We start from the raw sequence: 18,183 nt of genomic DNA, 5'->3' as shown, positions 1-18,183 counted from the left end.
AACGATGTGCCCGTTTTTCTTGAGGTGACGCCATGGAAGAGCAACTCCCCACGACTTTGAACGATAAACCCAAGGTGCTGCTGGTCGATGACGAGGAATCAATCCTCAACAGCCTGCGTCGCCTGTTACGCGGCCAGCCCTACGAGTTGCTGCTGGCCACCAGCGGTGGCCAGGCGCTGGAGATCATGGAGCAACACTCCATTGACCTGGTGATGACCGACGCACGCATGCCCAATATGGACGGCGCCACGCTGCTGGCCCGCATCCATCAGCTTTACCCGACGACCACCCGGATTCTGCTCACCGGCTACGCGGACATGCCGACGATCATCAAAGCGATCAACGAAGGGAAGATTCACCGCTACATCAGCAAACCCTGGAGCGACGAGGAAATGCTCCTGACCTTGCGCCAATCCCTCGCTCATCAATACTCCGAGCGCGAACGCCAGCGTCTGGAGCAGTTGACCCGGTTGCAGAACGACCAGTTGAAGTCGCTCAACATCACCCTGGAAAAACACGTCGCCGCCCGCACTGCCGAACTGCAGCAGACCGCCGACATGCTCGACCTGGCCTACGAAGAGCTCAAGCACAGCTATGTCACCGGCACCGAGGTGTTCTCGCTGCTGGCCAACCTGCGCCTGCCGCCGGCCAAACAGACCAACCGCCAGATCATCGAACTGGTGCGGGTGTACTGCAAACTTCATGGCCTGGACGAGGGCACCAGTCGCGACCTGACCATGGCCGCGGCGCTTTACAACATTGGCAAACTGAGCTGGACCGACAGCATGATGACCGCGCCCGCGGACCTGCTGCACCACAACGATCGGGAGCGTTATCGCGGTTATCCCAAGCAGAGCGAATCGCTGTTGATGACGCTCGATCCGATGAAGGACGCCGCCCGTCTGATTCTTCATCACCAGGAGCGCTGGGACGGCAGCGGCTTCCCCGACCGGCTCAAGGGCGAGGCGATTCCGTTTGGGTCGCGGCTGTTGAAACTGGCGGTGGATTTCATCGAATTGCAGCGCGGGCTGATCCTCGAGCGGCAGATGAACAGCGATGAAGCACTGGTCTACATCCGCAGCTATGCCGGGCGACTCTACGATCCCGAGTTGGTGGAGGATTTCATTCAGGTCTGTGCCGCCTACCTGAGCGATGTCTCGTTGGCCGATCCGTCGGTCAAGGTGCTGACCACACGGGAAGTGGCGGCGGGCATGATCCTGGCGCGCAACCTCAATGCCGACAACGGCATGCTGCTGCTCAATGCCGGCAAGGTGTTGAACGGGCCACTGGTGGAGAAGTTGATTGCCTTCGAAGCCATGGAAGGCGCGAAATACAGCATTTTCGTGAAGGTGCCGGAAGACGTTGCAGTTCTCGAGGCCAGTTAGTTTTCCCAGACTCTACACAATCCCCCCTGTGGGAGCGGGTTTGCTCCGGGCGGCGTTCCGACGAAGGCGGTTTTTCATTCAACATTGATGTTGACTGACCCGCCGCCTTCGCGAGCAAGCCCGCTCCCACAGGGGATTTGCGGATGTCTGCAGAGATGTTTTCGGCGTGACGAGGCAGCGGAGCTATGTGATCCTTGCGCCTTTTGCCAAGGACGATCCTGATCCATGACGCTGTCATCCGCTGCTTCACCCCGCCTCATCCGCATCGCCGCTGCCCTGTTGATCGGCCCGGACGGTCGCACGCTGTTGGTCCGCAAGCGCAGCACCGAAGCGTTCATGCAGCCGGGGGGCAAGATCGAAGCCCATGAGCAACCGGTCCAGGCGCTGGCCCGTGAACTGGAAGAAGAATTGGGCCTGGTCATCGATCCGGCACACGCCACTTATCTCGGGCAATTCTCGGCACCGGCCGCCAATGAGCCGGGTTTTACCGTCCAGGCCGAACTCTTTCAGCTGACCATCGATTCAGACGTATCGCCGGCGGCGGAAATCGAAGAGGTGCGCTGGATCGACCCGGCCACTGACGGCAATGTCACGCTGGCGCCATTGACACGGGACCTGATCCTGCCGTTTTATCGAGCCTTGTTAACCGAAACTGCCTGATTATTCCCGGACAAAGGACTGCCCATGATCCCGCTTCAAGACTTGCTGATTTTCGCCGCTGCCGCGTTGCTGATGGTGCTGACGCCGGGGCCGAACATGATTTACCTGATCTCCCGTTCGATCTGCCAGGGCCGCAAGGCCGGTGTGACCTCGTTGCTCGGTGTGGTCGCGGGGTTTTTCGTGCACCTGTTCGCGGCCGCTGCCGGTTTGACCGCGGTGTTTCTGGCGGTGCCGATGGCCTACGAAGTGCTGAAGTGGGCCGGCGCGCTGTACCTGATGTGGTTGGCGTGGCAAGCCGTCAAACCGGGTGCGCGTTCACCGTTCGAAGCGCAGCAGTTGCCGCCGGACTCGTCGCGCAAACTGATCACCATGGGTTTTCTGACCAGCGCCCTGAACCCGAAGATCGCCGTGTTTTATTTGTCGGTGTTTCCGCAGTTCATTACGCCTGAGCATGGCTCGGTGTTCACTCAAAGCATCACGCTGGGGCTGACTCAGATCAGCGTCAGTTTCAGCGTCAATCTGCTGATCGCGCTGTTCGCCGCGGGCATCGCCTCCTGGTTCGTCAACAACCCGTCCTGGCTGGCGGTGCAGCGCTATTTCATGGGGTTCGTGCTGTCGGCGCTGGCAGTGCGACTGATGCTGGAACAACGACGGATGGCTTGAACATGTGGATTGAACGGCTTGATGCCAGTCATGCTCTGGATTATCGGGCGCTGATGCTCGAAGCCTATGACCTGCATCCCCAGGCGTTTACCTCCAGCGTGCGCGAACGCGCCGTGATGCCGCTGAGTTGGTGGGAATCACGCCTGAGCAGCAAGCTGGACGTGGTATTCGGCGCGTTCGAAGGCGGTGAGTTGGCGGGCATCGTTGGCCTGGCCTTCGAGCCTCGGGAAAAGGCCCGGCACAAGGCGACATTGTTTGGCATGTACGTATCGGGCAAGGTCCGGCAACGCGGGGTCGGTTATCACCTGGTGCAGGCTGCCCTGGCTGAAGCGCAGGACCATAAAGGTCTGAGGCTGATCCAGCTGACCGTCACCGCTGGTAATGAGGCCGCGTTTAAGTTGTACCAGCGTTGCGGTTTCATCCAGTTTGGCCTCGAACCTTTGGCGGTACGCGTTGGCGAAGACTACTTCGACAAAATCCACATGTGGCGCGAACTCTGAATCCACCGCAATCCCTGTGGGAGCGGGCTTGCTCGCGAAAGCGGTGTCAAATTCAACAATAATGTTGACTGATACACCGTATTCGCGAGCAAGCCCGCTCCCACATTTTGATCGGCGTCAGGCTCTAGCGAACCGCGCTGACGCCATCCAGCGTCGAGAACGACGTGTCCTTGGCCGTCAGCAGGAAGTCGCGCATGTACGGCGCATCCAGCATGTCGGCGCGAATCCCCGCGTACAGCGTCGCAAACAAACCTTTCTCGCCCAGCCGCTTGGCCTTCACATAACCCCGTGAGCTGTATTCATGCAGCGCCCAATGGGGCATGCCGCACACGCCGCGGCCGCTGGCCACCAATTGCATCATCATCACCGTCAGTTCCGACGTGCGGACCTGAGCCGGTTCGATATCGGCCGGTTCGAGGAAACGGGTGAAGATGTCCAGCCGATCACGCTCCACCGGGTAGGTGATCAGCGTTTCGGTGAGCAAATCTTCCGGGACGATGTAGGCCTTGCTCGCCAAACGGTGCTGATTGGCGACCGCGAGCATCGCTTCATAGGTGAACAACGGCACGTAAGTGATCCCGGCCAGTTCCAGCGGGTCGGAGGTCACCACCAAATCCAGATCGCCACGGGCCAGGGCAGGCAGCGGGGCGAATGAGAACCCTGAGGCCAGGTCCAGCTCGACTTCCGGCCAGGCATCGCGGAACTGGTCGATGGTCGGCATCAGCCACTGAAAGCAACTGTGGCACTCGATCGCCATGTGCAAACGCCCGGCAGTGCCACCGGCCAGCCGCGCGATATCGCGTTCAGCGCCGCGCAGCAACGGCAGAGTGGCGTCGGCCAGTTGCAGCAGACGCAAACCGGCGCTGGTGAAGCGCACCGGTTTGGTCTTGCGCACGAACAACGGCATGCCCATGCGCTCCTCCAGTTCCTTGAACTGGTGGGACAGGGCCGACTGCGTCAGGTGCAAGCGGTCGGCCGCATCCACCAGGCTATCGGCTTCGCGCAACGCGTGCAGGGTCTTCAGGTGACGGATTTCAAGCACCGGGGGCTCCATGAGGAAAACTTGTGATCAACACGAAAAGGTTGAGTTTGTCTCATGTTGGGTTGGCTGTCGACAATAGCGCCATGTTTTACAGCAACTTTTAGAGGGAGCAATTTCACATGGCCTTGGCACACACACTGGGTTTTCCGCGCATCGGCGCTGACCGCGAACTGAAAAAAGCCCTCGAATCCTATTGGAAGGGCGATCTGGATCAGGACGCGCTGAAAAGCGTCGGGCGCCAATTGCGCGCCACCCATTGGCAATTGCAGAAAGACGCCGGCATCGACCTGCTGCCCGTGGGCGACTTCGCCTGGTACGACCAGGTCCTGACCCATTCCTTGACCTTCGGTGTGATCCCCGAGCGTTTCGCCAGCGCCAGGGACTCGCGCGGCCTGCCAACCCTCGACACCCTGTTCGCCATGGCCCGTGGCGCCACGACGGCCTGCTGCGGCGGCGAACACAGCAAAGCGCAATACGCCCAGGAACTGACCAAATGGTTCGACACCAACTACCACTACCTGGTCCCGGAGTTCAGCGCTGATCAACAATTCAAACTGAGCTGGGAACAGCTGTTCGACGAAGTCGACGAAGCTAAGGCCCTCGGCCACAACGTCAAGCCGGTGATCATCGGTCCACTGACTTACCTGTGGCTGGGCAAAGCCAAAGGCAATGACTTCGACAAACTCGACCTGCTGGAACGCCTGCTGCCGATCTACGGCGAAATCCTCGGCCGCCTCGCCGCTCAGGGCGTGGAATGGGTGCAGATCGACGAGCCGATCCTGACCCTTGACCTGCCACAGGCGTGGAAAAACGCTTTCGAGCGCGCCTATCACATCCTTCAATATTCGCCGCTGAAAAAACTGGTGGCGACTTACTTCAGCGGTCTGGAAGACAACCTCGGCCTGGCGGTCAGCCTGCCAGTACAAGGCCTGCACATCGATGCCGTGCGCGCCCCGGATCAACTCGGCCAGGTGCTGGACCGTCTGCCGACCTACAAGATTCTCTCAGTGGGCCTGGTCAACGGTCGCAACGTCTGGCGCTGCGAACTGGAGCAAGTGCTCGCGCAACTGCAACCGGCCCAGGAACGCTTTGGCGACAACCTGTGGGTCAGCAGTTCCTGCTCGCTGCTGCACAGCCCGGTGGATCTGGATCGCGAAGACAAACTCGACCCGGAACTGAAAAGCTGGCTGGCATTTGCCGTGCAGAAGTGCGGTGAAATCGCCGTGCTGCGCGATGCCCTGAACGACCCGCAATCACCCAAGGTGCAAGCCGCCCTCGCCGAAAGCCGTACGATTCAGGCCAGTCGCGCCGAGTCGCCGCGTATCCACAAAGCCGAGGTGCAGGCCCGGATAAGCGCCATCAGTGACAAGGACAGCCAACGGCACTCGCCATTCGCCAAACGCATCGAGCAGCAACGTGCGCGATTGAAACTGCCGGCCTTCCCGACCACCACCATCGGCTCGTTCCCGCAGACCGGTTCGATTCGTCTGGCACGCCAGGCGTTCAAGCAAGGCAAGCTGTCGGCCAACGATTACACCGACGCCATGCACAGCGAAATCCGCCATGCCGTGCAAGTCCAGGAACGCCTGGGGCTGGACGTGCTGGTTCACGGTGAAGCCGAACGCAACGACATGGTCGAGTACTTCGCCGAGCAACTGGACGGCTACCTGTTCACCCGTTTTGGCTGGGTGCAAAGCTACGGTTCGCGCTGTGTGAAACCGGCGATCATCTATGGTGACCTGAGTCGGCCGAACGCTATGACGGTCGACTGGATCACCTATGCGCAAAGCCTGACCGACAAGGTTATGAAAGGCATGCTCACCGGTCCCGTGACCATGCTGATGTGGTCGTTCCCGCGTGAAGACGTCTCGCGCAAAATCCAGGCGCAGCAACTGGCGCTGGCCCTGCGTGACGAAGTGGTGGATCTGGAAGCTGCCGGTATCAAGATCGTGCAGATCGACGAAGCCGCCTTCCGTGAAGGCTTGCCGCTGCGCCGTGCGCAATGGCAGGAATACCTTGACTGGGCGGTAGAAGCGTTCCGCTTGAGCGCCTCCGGTGTGCGGGACGAAACCCAGATCCACACCCACATGTGCTACAGCGAATTCAACGACGTGATCCAGTCCATCGCGGCGATGGACGCCGATGTGATCACCATCGAAACCTCGCGCTCGGACATGGAATTGCTGGAGGCTTTCGAGGCCTTCGACTACCCGAATGACATCGGGCCGGGCGTGTATGACATCCACTCGCCACGGGTGCCGGACACGGCGGAAATGGTGAAATTGATGAGCAAAGCCGTGAAGCGTATTCCGGCTGAGCGGTTGTGGGTGAACCCCGATTGCGGGCTGAAGACCCGGGCTTGGCCGGAGACTGAGGCGGCGTTGGTGAACATGGTGGCGGCGGCGCGGCAGTTGAGGGGGCAGTTGGCATAGGTCAGGGCACAGGCCTACTGAATGGTTACTTCATCAGCAGGCCTGTTTCATTACGGGGTGTCAGAGGTTCTGGAAGTGCTGCAAGGCTAACGGCCTGCCGATTTCACCACGCCAGATAGAGTCGACCGGCGCACCGGTTTGCGCCTGCTTTTGTTGCCATTGCAGGCCGAGCTGGCGTTGTTGCGCTGTTTTGAGATGAGCTCTGACGAACTCGTCGAAGCGCGGTTGGGGCTTGTTGTAGTGAAAATGGGCATACCACAGGGGCTGTGTCGGAGTTTGCGTCAGGTCGAGCACTTCGTATTCCTGCAGGAAGTCCCTGCGCCCATCCTTCAGGCGTGCGAGCTCGGTCAATTCACCGCTCTTGCGAATCTGCACCGCGCCCTGTTTGAGCAGATAGTCCAGATACCCTTCTGTGGGCGTCTGGCTGATGAGGGAGTGCCGGATGCGCAAGTCTTGTCCTTTGCGCGTCAGTTCGGCAGCCTTTTCTCGCAGTTGCCCGATGAGAGGGGCCTGGGGGTCGAGGCGTTCGATCTGGCTGGCGCGCAGGCGAAGCTCGGTGGCTTCAGTCAGCATCATGTGTTCAAGGTCGACGGGCAGCATTTTTTGCCTGGCGTAGGCTTCGACCTTGTCCTGGTACGCCGCCTGGGTGTTCAGGCGACTCTTTGCCTCCGCCAACAAAGGCCTGACATCCGTGGGGGCATGTTGTTGGCTGATCCGCAGGGGATTGTCCTGCAGACGGTATTTGCCGTGTAACCCTGGCAACCAGTTTTCGGTATAGCCATCGATGCCCTTGAGCGTGAATCGATCCTGGCCGCTGATCACGTCACCGATCAACAATTGACCTTGTTCGGTTTCAAAGATCTGTTTCACGATAGGCCCGGTCGGCCGTGGCACAGATGTTTGCCTGATGGCCTGGCGAGCTCGTTCGGCGGTTTTTTCTATGCCGTCCAGGAGCAGCGGGACATAGGTGAGATCGAAATGTTGAGGATAGCTGGCCGTCCATGCGGTCAGCTCCTTGCGAAATTGATCGTAGGCCGCCAGACACTCTTCAAGAATCCTGGTGCGTTCCGCGGGGCGGGCGTTCACTTGGTGAAGACTGTGCTGGGTAGCCAGGACCCGATCGATCCTGGCCCGTGCGTCAGCCATCTGGGTTTGCAGATAAAACCAGGAGACATCATTAACCGCATCAAACCGACTGACGACTTGCAAGTATTGACCCGTTTTCAGGTACTGCCGGTTCTCTGGCAGCAATGCGGCTGCCATTTTGTTTTTTTCTGTCGCTACGATTCTTCGTTGAGCGTCATTGGTGATGCGTTTGCTCCATTCATCAATCTGTGCGCTGGTCGCGTCGATCAATTCGAGCTCCTTGACCATCCCTACCCGTGCATTTTTGCGCTGTTGCAGAAGGCTCAATATGGGCTTGAAGTCTGTGTTGGGCAGAATATCCGACTGGTTTGCAAATTCTTCGAGTTCCTCCAGGTGCTGAGCGATGCGCCTGGCGCCAAACCTCAACCGGTGCAGTGAGCGATCCACTATCACCCAGGCCATTCGGCTTTTTATGTCGTTAATACCTGCCCGCTTGTTGCCATGACTCAATGGCAACAGTTCATCAAGTTCCAGGTAACCGGTTTTGGCCAGTTCTATTTCTTGAAGGCAAGTAGCGTCCAGGTGCTTGATTTGTGCCATTTGGGTTTGAGGTGGGCTGCTTTTGTAGCGCTCCAGCGCCTCATTTGTGCGCCTGCTCAGGGTGCTGAGTTGCTCGATCCTGGCATCGGTGCTGGCTGTCAGTGCTTGTTGGCGCCGAAAAACCCGATCGACCCACCAACGCGGCAGTCGCTCGCGGATGACCGTCGGCCAGATCGGATCAAGCCTGTTGGCCAGGTAACTTTGTACCCCACCCCCTCCCGCCAGACCGCCATTGAAGGCAGTCCCGTAAACGGCGAAGTGAGTGTTCCATTGCCCGCTGGCATCGAGGGCTACGGGTTGTTTATAGCTTTTGAGATGAGTCCCGCTCAGCCGCCAGGCCCCATCATGCAATTCCACCTTGTAAATGATTCCGTACCTGACAATGAAGTCACCGTCGGCGTGTCGATAGACATTGCGATAAACGCCGTCCGTACCGGGTTGAAGGCCCGCCAGGGAAACAGGTTTTTCGTAGTGATAACCGGCGAATCGGGCTGCGATATGCCGGGCCTCTCGTGCCGATATCAGCGGTGTGGACGAAGCGTCAGTGCCTCTGAACATCCTGCTCAACTGGCGATTAAACGTTCGTGTGCGGAGCGCGCTGAGCCGCAAGCTGAAACCCGAAAGAAAGTCCATGCCTGCATCGATCAACGCCTGCAAAACCATGGTTATTTCAGCCATGCCTTGCACGTGATTACCTTTGCGAAAGGCCGCGACGGCTTGATTGGCGCTGTTCCAGGCATCATAGAGGCCGACACCGGTACCGATGATGGGCAAGACGCTAATGGCCATTTTCAAATAGGTGAACACCTTCTCGCCCTTGACCGCGTATTGCTCCAGAAACAGTTCGCTGTTGGAGCGTGAAGTGTTGCGATGAGCCACGATCAGGCGGCCCATTTCGGCATGCAGTAGATGGGCTGGCAATGAAGTGCTTTTGGGCCACGGGCGCCCGACGGCGATGATCCCATTGAAGTTTTTCAGCAAGGCTTGCGTGATGCGGCTCAGGTGATTCGCCTTTAGGCCATCAAGGGCGCGCTCTGCCAGATAGTTGGCCATTTCACTGCCAAGGCACAGATCGAACAACGCCTTTCGGGCTTGCTCCAGACTGTTGTATCGGCGCAGGAAGACGCCGTCCGGGGTGTCGGGCAGGTACAGCAGCGTAACACCGCTGGTTTTCTCCTCAATGAAGGTAATGCCCGACAGGGTGTTTGACTTGTAGTCCGTATCTTTGCCACCCGCGCTCAAGAACACGGGCAGCAGTACGATCTGCTGGCCATTGGCGGACCAGTCCTGTGCCGTCGCTGCCTCAATCGCGACGTTGAGGATTTGCCACTCGGTGGCGTTGATTGCACCTCGCAGGAAGGCAAAGCGTCCCTGAATGGCGAGTTGCAAGCGGTAGGGTTCGAGCAGGCATTCGTGATGGTATTCACGTTCGAACGCCGATGCTGTCGCAGGTCCGCTGTAGGTGCTGCGTATCAGCTCTTCGTAGTGCCGCGCCAGATCGAGTTCCGGCACGAGGGCGTACAGGTACGACAGCGTGATGCCTTTGACCAGCGCATCGCGCTCGGTATCGGAGCTGGCGGTGACTTCGACCCGCATGAAGCTCAAGCGCTGCTTGATGCTGTCATCGATGTTCAGCAGCGCCAGTTCATGGATCGACAGTTTGCTGCGGCTTTGGCTGGCGACCCACACGGTTTTGGTCGGCGTTCCCGGTGCGCCTGGGGCCACGGTGAAGTGTTGTTCGGATGTCACTGCATCAGGCAGGTCCAATTGCACGGCGAAGCTGTGCTGGAGTGAGAAATCCTTGCGCAGCCTGGCATCGATGCGTTTGGCGGCGAAGTCACTGACCAGTGGCAAAGTGAGCTCGTGTAACGCGTGGGCGCGTTGCAAGGCCGGTACATAGCGTTCGATCAATGCATTGAGCTGCGAGCGTTCACCCGGTGACGCCTGGGTGAGCCATTGGGGGAACTGGCGGGTCAATCGTGCGCTCAGGTTTTGCTCGACGATTTGTGCGAAAGCGAGGTCGCGGTTCTGGTGGCTGGGCACCTGCAGGGCGGCAAGCGTCTGCTCGCGTAACTGCCCCAGTGCGTTCGCGTGTTGTGCAGGTTGGGAAGCGATAGGGTATTGCTGGCGGATCTCGGCTGTGCGGCGTTCGAAGGTCGCAACTTGTTGATGCAAGCTGTACTCGAAAGGGTCGGTGGCGATCGGGGTCAGTTGCAACGCCGCGTGCCCGTCGGCGGCATGCAGTTTGAACAGGGAACGCTCCATTTCCCGGCGATTGGCGAACCGTTGCAAGCCTCCGCCAGCACCGGTGCAGTAGAGCAACAGGCTTTGCGTCGAGGACGGGTCTTGCAGCGTCGCGGTGTCGGCGAAAACCAGCAGCCCCTCCAGCTCCTGACGCTGCGAAACGGTTTTAATGTCGCCGGTTTTGCTGACCGATAAGGTCACGAAGGCAGCGGCGCTCTGATCGGAGCGATCGGCGCTGGCAGGGGTTTTCAACACGGCTTCAAGCAGCTTGTGTTCGGCGGTATCGATCTGCTCCAGCTTGAGTTGGATGTTGGCCTCGGCTTGCAGGGCCTTGAGTCTCGCCTGATAGAGTGCGGTGTATTGAGTGTTGATCGTCGACGTATCGAAAACGCGCTCGCGCTCCAGCAGGGCGGATGCCGCGGTCATGGCGGCCTGGTCGGCCTCGTCCAGGGATGCAAACAGGGCCTTGAGCGCTGTCACCTGTGGATTGTCGAACGTCTCCTGATCGTGTTTTTTCAGCATGTTTTCGATGGCGCTGTATTGCTGCCTGAGTGCGGCCTTGCGCACGAACAAAGAGAATTCGTGCCCCGGATTACCGAGCGGGAAGGAGGGGACGAGCGCCTGATCGTCCTGCTCTTGTACCGGTGCGGGGAGGTCCGGCGCTTCGCTAAAGCCTCCTTTTGCGCGGCGTTGCGCGTCGACTTGATTGACAGCGAGCAGTGCATAGGCCGCCTGTTCGGCAATGTCGTCGCCCAGGCCGGTGCATGCGCTTTCCAGTTGAATGGCATGCAAACGCTCCAGCAATTGGGCTGCACCGACCTCCAACGGGGCACTCGGGTTGTTGTAATCGACAACGCTGTGACCGTCAGTCGTGACACTCCAGGGGATTTCGTGTTGATGCCTGATCAGCCAGCTGTCCAGCTCGCTGCGCTGACTGAAGTGCAACAGCGCTGGCCGGTGGGTGGGCAAATACAGCAACTGCTCGGTGGATTGTCCCCCGTAAAGGCTGATGCCCAGCACACCAGGAAGTTTGGCGAAACGATTGTCAGCGCGTTGCAGGGCCAACTGTTCGGCGATGACTCGCTGGCCTGCCACTTCGGATTTTCCGTCGACAGGATCGAGGATCGCCAGCAGCGGCTTTAACTGCTCGGCACTTAACGCACCCTCGGCGAGGGCCAGCTGGCCTGCAGCGTCAACGTGTGTGCGGTACAACCGGGCGGCCAGGTGCCGTCTTGATAATGGCGAGCCATTGGCTCGGCCGTTCCAGTACGTGTTCCAGCCGTCCGTCAGGCGCTGCTTCAGACCCAGGGCCTTGAGTTGTTTGAGCAGCTCGACGGCAGAGGTGGCGAAGTGTCGATGGCTGCGATTGATCCCCGTCACCCGACAGGTGGGGAGATGCCGCGGGTCCAGATCCGGTTGTTGCAGCAGGAAGGCGCAGGCTTCTGTCAGGCTGCAACGGCGCGAAGAGCGCTCGGCGGTGGCCGGAAAAAACAGGCCGACCCGCTCGCCATCCAGATCCAGTTGTTGCTTGAGCGTTTGCGTCAACAGGCTGTGAACGCTGGGAGAGGTCGCCATGAGCTTGAGCATTTGCTGCTGGCTGTCTCGCCAGCGCTGCGAGGCCTGGAGGAACAAATGTTCATTCTGCATCGCCGGGACGGTGGCGAGTGCGAGGCCAAAATCGCTGAGGGTGATTGGGTCAGTGTTGTGATGTTGTTCGAGCATGGTTTGCCTGGCTTCAAAGTGGACGGTTGGCAGGCATTGAATGCGAAGGGGCTCGGGCGGTGGTGGTACATAGTTATCGCATTGACCGTTCAGCGAACTTCATCAAACTGTCACGTAACTGTGGCAGCGCGCTTGAACAAACTTCATCAGACTCGCGCTCTACTGGAGTCCTGCGTTTCGGTGTTTTCCATGCGTGTTTTGTTTTTACTGGCCGCGCTGTTGTTCGGCCTGCCGTCCTTGGCGGCGTCTCGTTGCGATATCAATGTTCCGACCGAACGGGTCGAGCTGGCACAGGTGAGCCTGGCGTACCAGAGCATCGGCCGTGCCTCGGACCCTGCGTTGTTGCTGGTGATGGGCCTGGGCGGGCAATTGATTCACTGGCCGGATGAGGTGGTGGTCGCGCTGTGTCAGCAGGGTTTTCGGGTGATTCGCTATGACAATCGCGATGTCGGGCTCTCGACCTGGCGGCAAGCCCCCCCTGATGCCAACCTGACCTTCGAAGTGCTGCGCTACAAACTGGGTTTGCCGGTGTCGGCGCCGTACACCCTGACCGATATGGCAGACGATGCTTTTGGCTTGATGGATGCGTTGCACGTCGAGCAGTTCCACGTGCTGGGCGCGAGCATGGGCGGGATGATCGCCCAGCACATGGCGGCGATGGCGCCGCAACGGGTCGAGAGCCTGACCCTGATCATGACCAGCTCCGGAGCTGAAGGCTTGCCGGCGCCGAGTGCGGCGTTGGTGCAACTATTGTCGCGTCGTGGGGCGCCCAATCGCGAGGTGGCACTGGAGCAGCAAGCCGATTTGCTGGCGGCGCTGGGCAGCCCGACGGTGAGCGATGATCGGCAAGTGCTACTGCATCAGGCGGCACTGTCTTATGACCGGGCGTTCAACCCCGAAGGCGTGAAGCGCCAGATCATGGCGATCCTCGCCGAGCGCAGTCGTGTGGCGCTGCTCAATCAACTGCGCGTACCGACGCTGGTGGTTCACGGCACTGCTGATCCGTTGCTGCCGGTCATGCACGGCGTTCATCTGGCGGCGCATATCCGCGGCAGTCAGTTGAAGCTGATTCCGGGGCTGGCGCATCGATTCCAGGAAGCGTTCAAGGCGCCGTTGCTGGCAGCGGTGTTGCCGTATTTGCAGGCCCATCGCGAAGACACCTCGCATTGGGCGCAGATTGATCCGGTGGCGGAACACAACCTCCTGTAACCCCCAAATCCAACTGTGGGAGCAAGCCCGCTCCCACAGGGGTTAGTGGAACGGCTGCCACCCCGGTCTCGTCGGGTGTATCGTTCGAACTTTCCGGCACGTTCCAGTCTGTGAGGTGTGTGATGAGTCCCCCCCTGAAAATCGATTTCGTCAGCGACGTGTCCTGCCCCTGGTGCGTCGTTGGTCTGTATAGCCTGACCCGGGCCCTGGATTTGCTGGGTGACGAGGTGCAGGCCGAGATCCGTTTCCAGCCGTTCGAACTGAACCCGAAGATGGGGCCTGAAGGGCAGAACATCACCGAACACATCACCGAGAAGTACGGCTCGACGCCCGAGCAATCCCAGAAGAATCGCGAGATGATCCGCGCGCGCGGCGCCGAGGTCGGGTTTGCGTTTCGCACGGATGGTAACAGTCGCATCTACAACACCTTCGACGCCCACCGCTTGCTGTTCTGGGCGGGGCTGGAAGGGTTGCAGTTCAATCTGAAAGAGGCGCTGTTCAAGGCGTATTTCACCGAGGGCGGCAATCCGTCCGACCCTGGGCAGTTGGCGCAGATCGCCGGAAGCGTGGGGCTGGACCGGTCGCGAGCCGAGGCGATTCTGGCGTCGGACGAGTTCGCCAAAGAGGTTCTCGAAGAAGAGCAGGTGTGGCTGTCGCGAGGCGTCAATTCGGTGCCAACGGTGGTGTTCAACGGACAATACGCCGTCAGTGGCGGTCAGCCGGTGGAGACGTTTGTCGGGGCGATTCGGCAGATCATTAGTGAAGCGAAGGGCGGTACGGTGAGCTGATCCTGTGGCATGCGCGGTCACTGTGGGAGCGAGCCTGCTCGCGAAGAGGGAGTGTCAGCTGGCATTAATGTTGACTGAAACACCGCCTTCGCGAGCAGGCTCGCTCCCACAGTGATTTGCGCTCAATTCTGGAAGTGAACCCAAACCGAAACCAGCACCGTAGCCGCCATCAACCAAGCCACCGCCGCCACAGCGAGCGAAGCCTCCAGCCGCATCCGGTCCACCATCACATACAACGTCGCCAGGTAGATGAAGTAAGGAATGATCGACCACATCCCAAACACGATGGTGGTCTTCAAATCCTCCAGCGAGCGCCCCTTGCCGACAATGTAATGCGCAATCAGCGCAAAGGTCGGAAACAGCGGCACCAATCCTGCGATGTAATAGTTTTTGGTCTTGGCCAGTGCGGCGAGGATCACCACCACGGCTGCGCCCAGGGTTGCTTTGAGGATCAGGTCCATCAGTGGCTCAGCCCGTACTTCTTCACTTTGTCGAACAGCGTGGTCTTGGCCATCCCGAGTTCCAGACTGGCCTGGGTCAGATTGCCGCCACTGCGCTGCAAAGCGTCGCTCAGCAGGTTGCGTTCAAACGCTTCTACCGCTTCGGCGAAGGCCAGGCCCTGATTGCTGCCGCTGGCGCCGGATTTCTTGAAGGCCGGCAGACCGAGGGCAAAACGCTCGGCGACGTTGCGCAGTTCGCGTACGTTGCCCGGCCAGTCGTGGCTCATCAGGTTCGACAGGGTCTGGTTGTCCAGGTCCGGCACGGCACGGTCGAAGCGCAGGGACGACTGCTGCAGAAAGTGCTCGAACAATTGCAGGATGTCTTCGCGGCGTTCGCGCAGCGGTGGCAATTCGAGGGTCACCACGTTCAAGCGGTAATACAAGTCGCTGCGAAACTCGCCCGCCTTGCTCGACTCGTCCAGATCGGACTTGGTCGCCGCGATCACCCGGCAATCCACCGCCACGCTCTGGTTCGACCCGAGGCGTTCCAGGGTGCGTTCCTGCAACACCCGCAGCAGCTTGATTTGCAGCGGTAGCGGCATGCTTTCCACTTCGTCGAGGAACAGCGTGCCGCCGTCGGCGTGTTCGATCTTGCCGATCCGGCGCTTGCCGGCGCCGGTGAAGGCGTTGGCTTCATGGCCGAAGATTTCGCTTTCGAACAGGTTCTCCGGCAGGCCACCGCAGTTCAGCGCGACGAACTGCTTGGTGTGCCGCCGACTGAAGTCGTGCAGGCAACGCGCAACCAACTCTTTACCGGTGCCGGTTTCGCCTTCGATCAGCACGTTGGCCGACGTATCGGCGACGTTGGCGATCAGTTCCCGCAGGTTCTGCATGGCGGGCGAGCGGCCGATGATCCGGCCTTCGAGGGAATCCCGTTCCGCCAGTTGCCGACGCAACGAAGAGACTTCCCGCGCCAGGCTGCGTTGCTCCAGCGCACGGCGTGCTACATCGACCAGACGCTCGGGGGAGAAAGGTTTCTCCATGAAGTCATAGGCGCCTTTCTGCATTGCGCCGACGGCCATGGAGATGTCGCCGTGACCGGTGATCAGCACCACCGGCAGGCTGCGGTCGCGGGCCTTGAGACGGGTCAGCAATTCCAGACCGTCGATGCCCGGCAGGCGGATGTCGCTGATGACGATGCCGGCGAAGTTGTCGCCGACCCGCTCCAGCGCTTCTTCGGCGCTGCCGACGCCCACGCAGGGAATGTCTTCCAGGGTCAGCGCCTGTTGGCAGCCGAGCAGCACATGGGGGTCGTCTTCGACGATCAGCACACTAAGGTCGTTGTTCATATTGGCTCGGCGTGAGTGGGGCTTACCAACGGTAAACTGAGGACGAAAGTGGTACCACCATTGGCCGGGTGCTCGACACCCAGGTGCCCTCCGGTGGCGGCGGCCAGGCTGGCGGAAAGGGTCAGGCCAAGGCCCAGGCCCTGTTCGCCGGGTTTGGTGGTGAAGAACGGTTCGAACAAATGCTTGCGCGCTTCGGCGTCGATGCCGTGGCCGTTGTCGCGTACACGAAGGCGATATTTGCCATCGTACTCTTCGCCTTCGAGCCACAGTGCTGGCTGCGGCTGTGCCTGCATGGCGTCGAGGGCGTTGCCGATCAGGTTGACCAGAATCTGCTCCAGACGGGTCTGGTCAATCTGCACCTGCACATCGGCGAAGTCTCGGTGCAGGTGCAGATGCGCGCTTTCCACGCGCCCACCGAGCAGCTGCAAGGCTGCATCCACCCCTTTGCCGAGGCTGGCCTGACCTTTGTCGTCTCCGCGGCGAGCGAACGAACGCAGGCTCGCGGTGATCCGGCCCATGCGGTCGATCAATTCGTTGATGGTCTTGAGGTTGGTGCTGGCAACGTCCAGTTGACCACGTTCCAGAAACCGTACGGTGTTGCCGGACAAGGTCCGCAACGCCGCCAGTGGCTGGTTCAATTCGTGGGCGATGCTGGTGGACATCTGGCCGATGGCCGCGAGTTTACCGGCCTGCACCAGTTCATCCTGGGCACGACGTAGCGTCTCTTCAGCCACACGTCGTTCGCGGATCTGGCCCTTGAGCCGTTCGTTGCTGGCGCGCAGGTCGGTGGTGCGTTCGGTAATCCGACGCTCCAGTTGATTGTTGGCTTCCTGCAAGGCTTCCCGGGCGGCGAGGCGCGTGGCAATGACCTTGCGCCGCTCGTTCCAGGCGATCAGCAGGAACGCCACGAGGGCAAATGCCACCGCCACCAGAATCCCCTGATTGATCGCTTCGCGACGCAAATCCTGCAGGGGGGTGAGCAGGGTGAAATTCCACGGGGTATCGCTCAATGGCCGGGTTTGCGAGAGGTAGCTGATGTCCTCTTCATCGGATTCCACTTCGCTGTTGGCGGGGAAGGTCAGTTTTTCCTCGCCTTCGGCCAGTTGTTCACGGGCCAGCGGTTGCAGTTCGTTCAGTGGGAACCAGTAGTACTGAAGGCTGCGGGCCAGTTTTTCCTTGGTCTCGTCGCTCAGCGGTACAACCGATTTCAGGCGCCGTGCCGGATCGCTGGAAAGAATGATGATGCTGTTTTCATCGCTGACAAACGCTTCCAGCCGCGCGCGCTGCCAGCGTTCTTCCATGGCTTCCAGGCGGACCTTGACCACCGCGACGCCAATGATCTTGCCGTGTTCTTCCAGGCCATGAGCCAGGTAATAACCGGGCTCGCCGTTGGTGCTGCCGATGCCATAGAAGCGCCCCGGCTGACCGCGCACGGCATTCTGGAAATAGGCGCGAAAGGACAGGTCTTCGCCCAGGTAACTGTCGACATCGCGCCAGTTACTGGTGGCCATGACCCGGCCAGTGGTGTCCATCACGTAGATAGCCCGACTGCGGCTGCGCCGGTTCAGGCCTTCGAGGTATTCATTGACCGTCTGTCGGTGTTCTGGCGACGGGTCGGCCAACAGCGTCGAAACGCTGGATTCGAGTTCCAGCAGGCTGGGCAGGTAGGTGTACTTGCTGATCTCGCTCTCGACGGCGCGGGCGTGCAGTTCCAGTTGACGCTGGCCGTTCTCGCTGAGGCTGCGAATCCCGTAGTGTTCACTGACCCAGAAGCCGAGGTAACCCAATCCGATCATCAGGGCGATGACCAGCGGCGGCAGGAACAGATGGCGAATCAGACGGGGTTTCACGGCGAGTGATGGCGGCGCGGCGCGATAGAGATTGGTGTCGCATTTCATCACAGATGCCTTGGGTCAACCACAACACAAATCTCCAGACCACCACCGGCCCCTGTGGGAGCGGGCTTTTGTGGTGAGGGGCTTTAATGGTGAGGGGGGCCTGTGGTGAGAGGGTTCTGTGGCGAGGGGATTTATCCCCGTTGGGCTGCGAAGCGGCCCCAGCAC

12 protein-coding genes are annotated in these 18,183 nt (G+C 60.1%); 7 read left to right on the top strand and 5 right to left on the bottom strand.

The features are described from left to right. Positions 1 to 32 precede the first annotated feature (32 nt). The 4 genes from DFS28_RS25895 to DFS28_RS25880 all read left to right on the top strand — a co-directional run bounded on the left by DFS28_RS25895 (position 33) and on the right by DFS28_RS25880 (position 3,208). Positions 33 to 1,385, top strand: coding sequence for an HD domain-containing phosphohydrolase (locus DFS28_RS25895; RefSeq protein WP_111452010.1), 1,353 nt, complete (start codon positions 33 to 35; stop codon positions 1,383 to 1,385). Between the two features lie 225 nt (positions 1,386 to 1,610). Continuing rightward, positions 1,611 to 2,045, top strand: coding sequence for an NUDIX domain-containing protein (locus DFS28_RS25890; RefSeq protein WP_111452009.1), 435 nt, complete (start codon positions 1,611 to 1,613; stop codon positions 2,043 to 2,045). Between the two features lie 24 nt (positions 2,046 to 2,069). After that, positions 2,070 to 2,708 carry a LysE family translocator gene (locus DFS28_RS25885; RefSeq protein WP_033057445.1) on the top strand — a complete coding sequence of 213 codons (639 nt, stop codon included), beginning with the start codon at positions 2,070 to 2,072 and terminating at the stop codon, positions 2,706 to 2,708. A gap of 2 nt (positions 2,709 to 2,710) precedes the next feature. Continuing rightward, entirely contained in the window at positions 2,711 to 3,208 is a 498-nt protein-coding gene (locus DFS28_RS25880) for a GNAT family N-acetyltransferase (RefSeq protein ID WP_111452008.1), read from the top strand. A 124-nt stretch (positions 3,209 to 3,332) separates the two neighbouring features. Here DFS28_RS25880 and metR read toward each other — a convergent pair whose 3' ends face one another. After that, the gene (metR, locus tag DFS28_RS25875) at positions 3,333 to 4,250 is read right to left on the bottom strand and encodes a transcriptional regulator MetR (RefSeq protein ID WP_008155262.1); all 918 of its coding nucleotides are present in this window, start codon (positions 4,248 to 4,250) and stop codon (positions 3,333 to 3,335) included. A 119-nt stretch (positions 4,251 to 4,369) separates the two neighbouring features. Here metR and metE point away from each other — a divergent pair, with 119 nt between their 5' ends. Next, complete coding sequence (metE, locus tag DFS28_RS25870) at positions 4,370 to 6,682, top strand: 5-methyltetrahydropteroyltriglutamate--homocysteine S-methyltransferase (RefSeq protein WP_111452007.1); 2,313 nt, start codon at positions 4,370 to 4,372, stop codon at positions 6,680 to 6,682. A 60-nt stretch (positions 6,683 to 6,742) separates the two neighbouring features. Here the strand turns inward: metE and DFS28_RS25865 are convergent, their stop codons facing one another. Beyond that, entirely contained in the window at positions 6,743 to 12,334 is a 5,592-nt protein-coding gene (locus DFS28_RS25865) for a dermonecrotic toxin domain-containing protein (protein ID WP_111452006.1), read from the bottom strand. Between the two features lie 189 nt (positions 12,335 to 12,523). On the opposite strand from DFS28_RS25865, the gene DFS28_RS25860 reads away from it, so the two are divergent. Both DFS28_RS25860 and DFS28_RS25855 read left to right on the top strand, forming a co-directional pair. Then, complete coding sequence (locus DFS28_RS25860) at positions 12,524 to 13,543, top strand: alpha/beta fold hydrolase (RefSeq protein ID WP_111452005.1); 1,020 nt, start codon at positions 12,524 to 12,526, stop codon at positions 13,541 to 13,543. A gap of 122 nt (positions 13,544 to 13,665) precedes the next feature. Then, positions 13,666 to 14,331: a DsbA family oxidoreductase gene (locus DFS28_RS25855; protein WP_111452004.1), complete on the top strand. Its 666-nt coding sequence runs from the start codon at positions 13,666 to 13,668 to the stop codon at positions 14,329 to 14,331. Positions 14,332 to 14,453: 122 nt separating this feature from the next. Here the strand turns inward: DFS28_RS25855 and DFS28_RS25850 are convergent, their stop codons facing one another. Genes DFS28_RS25850 through DFS28_RS25840 form a run of 3 tightly spaced genes read right to left on the bottom strand, consistent with a single transcriptional unit; the run spans position 14,454 to position 18,018 of the window. Further along, complete coding sequence (locus tag DFS28_RS25850) at positions 14,454 to 14,783, bottom strand: GlpM family protein (protein ID WP_178082235.1); 330 nt, start codon at positions 14,781 to 14,783, stop codon at positions 14,454 to 14,456. A gap of 8 nt (positions 14,784 to 14,791) precedes the next feature. Then, positions 14,792 to 16,120: a sigma-54 dependent transcriptional regulator gene (locus DFS28_RS25845; protein WP_008155247.1), complete on the bottom strand. Its 1,329-nt coding sequence runs from the start codon at positions 16,118 to 16,120 to the stop codon at positions 14,792 to 14,794. Further along, positions 16,117 to 18,018 (bottom strand): sensor histidine kinase, encoded by a 1,902-nt coding sequence (locus DFS28_RS25840; RefSeq protein ID WP_111452002.1) that lies wholly within the window; start codon positions 18,016 to 18,018, stop codon positions 16,117 to 16,119. The genes DFS28_RS25845 and DFS28_RS25840 overlap by 4 nt, the downstream gene beginning before the upstream one ends. Between the last annotated feature and the right edge of the window lie 165 nt (positions 18,019 to 18,183).

Origin of the sequence: Pseudomonas sp. 478 (genome assembly GCF_003254125.1) — a bacterium.
Classification (GTDB): domain Bacteria; phylum Pseudomonadota; class Gammaproteobacteria; order Pseudomonadales; family Pseudomonadaceae; genus Aquipseudomonas.
This window is presented reverse-complemented; position numbering and strand designations above follow the sequence as displayed.

Excerpts from the sequence above, each read along its gene's own strand:
- DFS28_RS25895 (WP_111452010.1), top strand. The coding sequence starts at position 33 with ATGGAAGAGCAACTCCCCACGACTTTGAACGATAAACCCAAGGTGCTG.
- metE (WP_111452007.1), top strand. The coding sequence starts at position 4,370 with ATGGCCTTGGCACACACACTGGGTTTTCCGCGCATCGGCGCTGACCGC.
- DFS28_RS25885 (WP_033057445.1), top strand. The coding sequence starts at position 2,070 with ATGATCCCGCTTCAAGACTTGCTGATTTTCGCCGCTGCCGCGTTGCTG.
- DFS28_RS25855 (WP_111452004.1), top strand. The coding sequence starts at position 13,666 with ATGAGTCCCCCCCTGAAAATCGATTTCGTCAGCGACGTGTCCTGCCCC.
- DFS28_RS25865 (WP_111452006.1), bottom strand. The coding sequence starts at position 12,334 with ATGCTCGAACAACATCACAACACTGACCCAATCACCCTCAGCGATTTT.
- DFS28_RS25880 (WP_111452008.1), top strand. The coding sequence starts at position 2,711 with ATGTGGATTGAACGGCTTGATGCCAGTCATGCTCTGGATTATCGGGCG.
- DFS28_RS25840 (WP_111452002.1), bottom strand. The coding sequence starts at position 18,018 with ATGAAATGCGACACCAATCTCTATCGCGCCGCGCCGCCATCACTCGCC.
- DFS28_RS25845 (WP_008155247.1), bottom strand. The coding sequence starts at position 16,120 with ATGAACAACGACCTTAGTGTGCTGATCGTCGAAGACGACCCCCATGTG.
- DFS28_RS25890 (WP_111452009.1), top strand. The coding sequence starts at position 1,611 with ATGACGCTGTCATCCGCTGCTTCACCCCGCCTCATCCGCATCGCCGCT.
- DFS28_RS25860 (WP_111452005.1), top strand. The coding sequence starts at position 12,524 with ATGCGTGTTTTGTTTTTACTGGCCGCGCTGTTGTTCGGCCTGCCGTCC.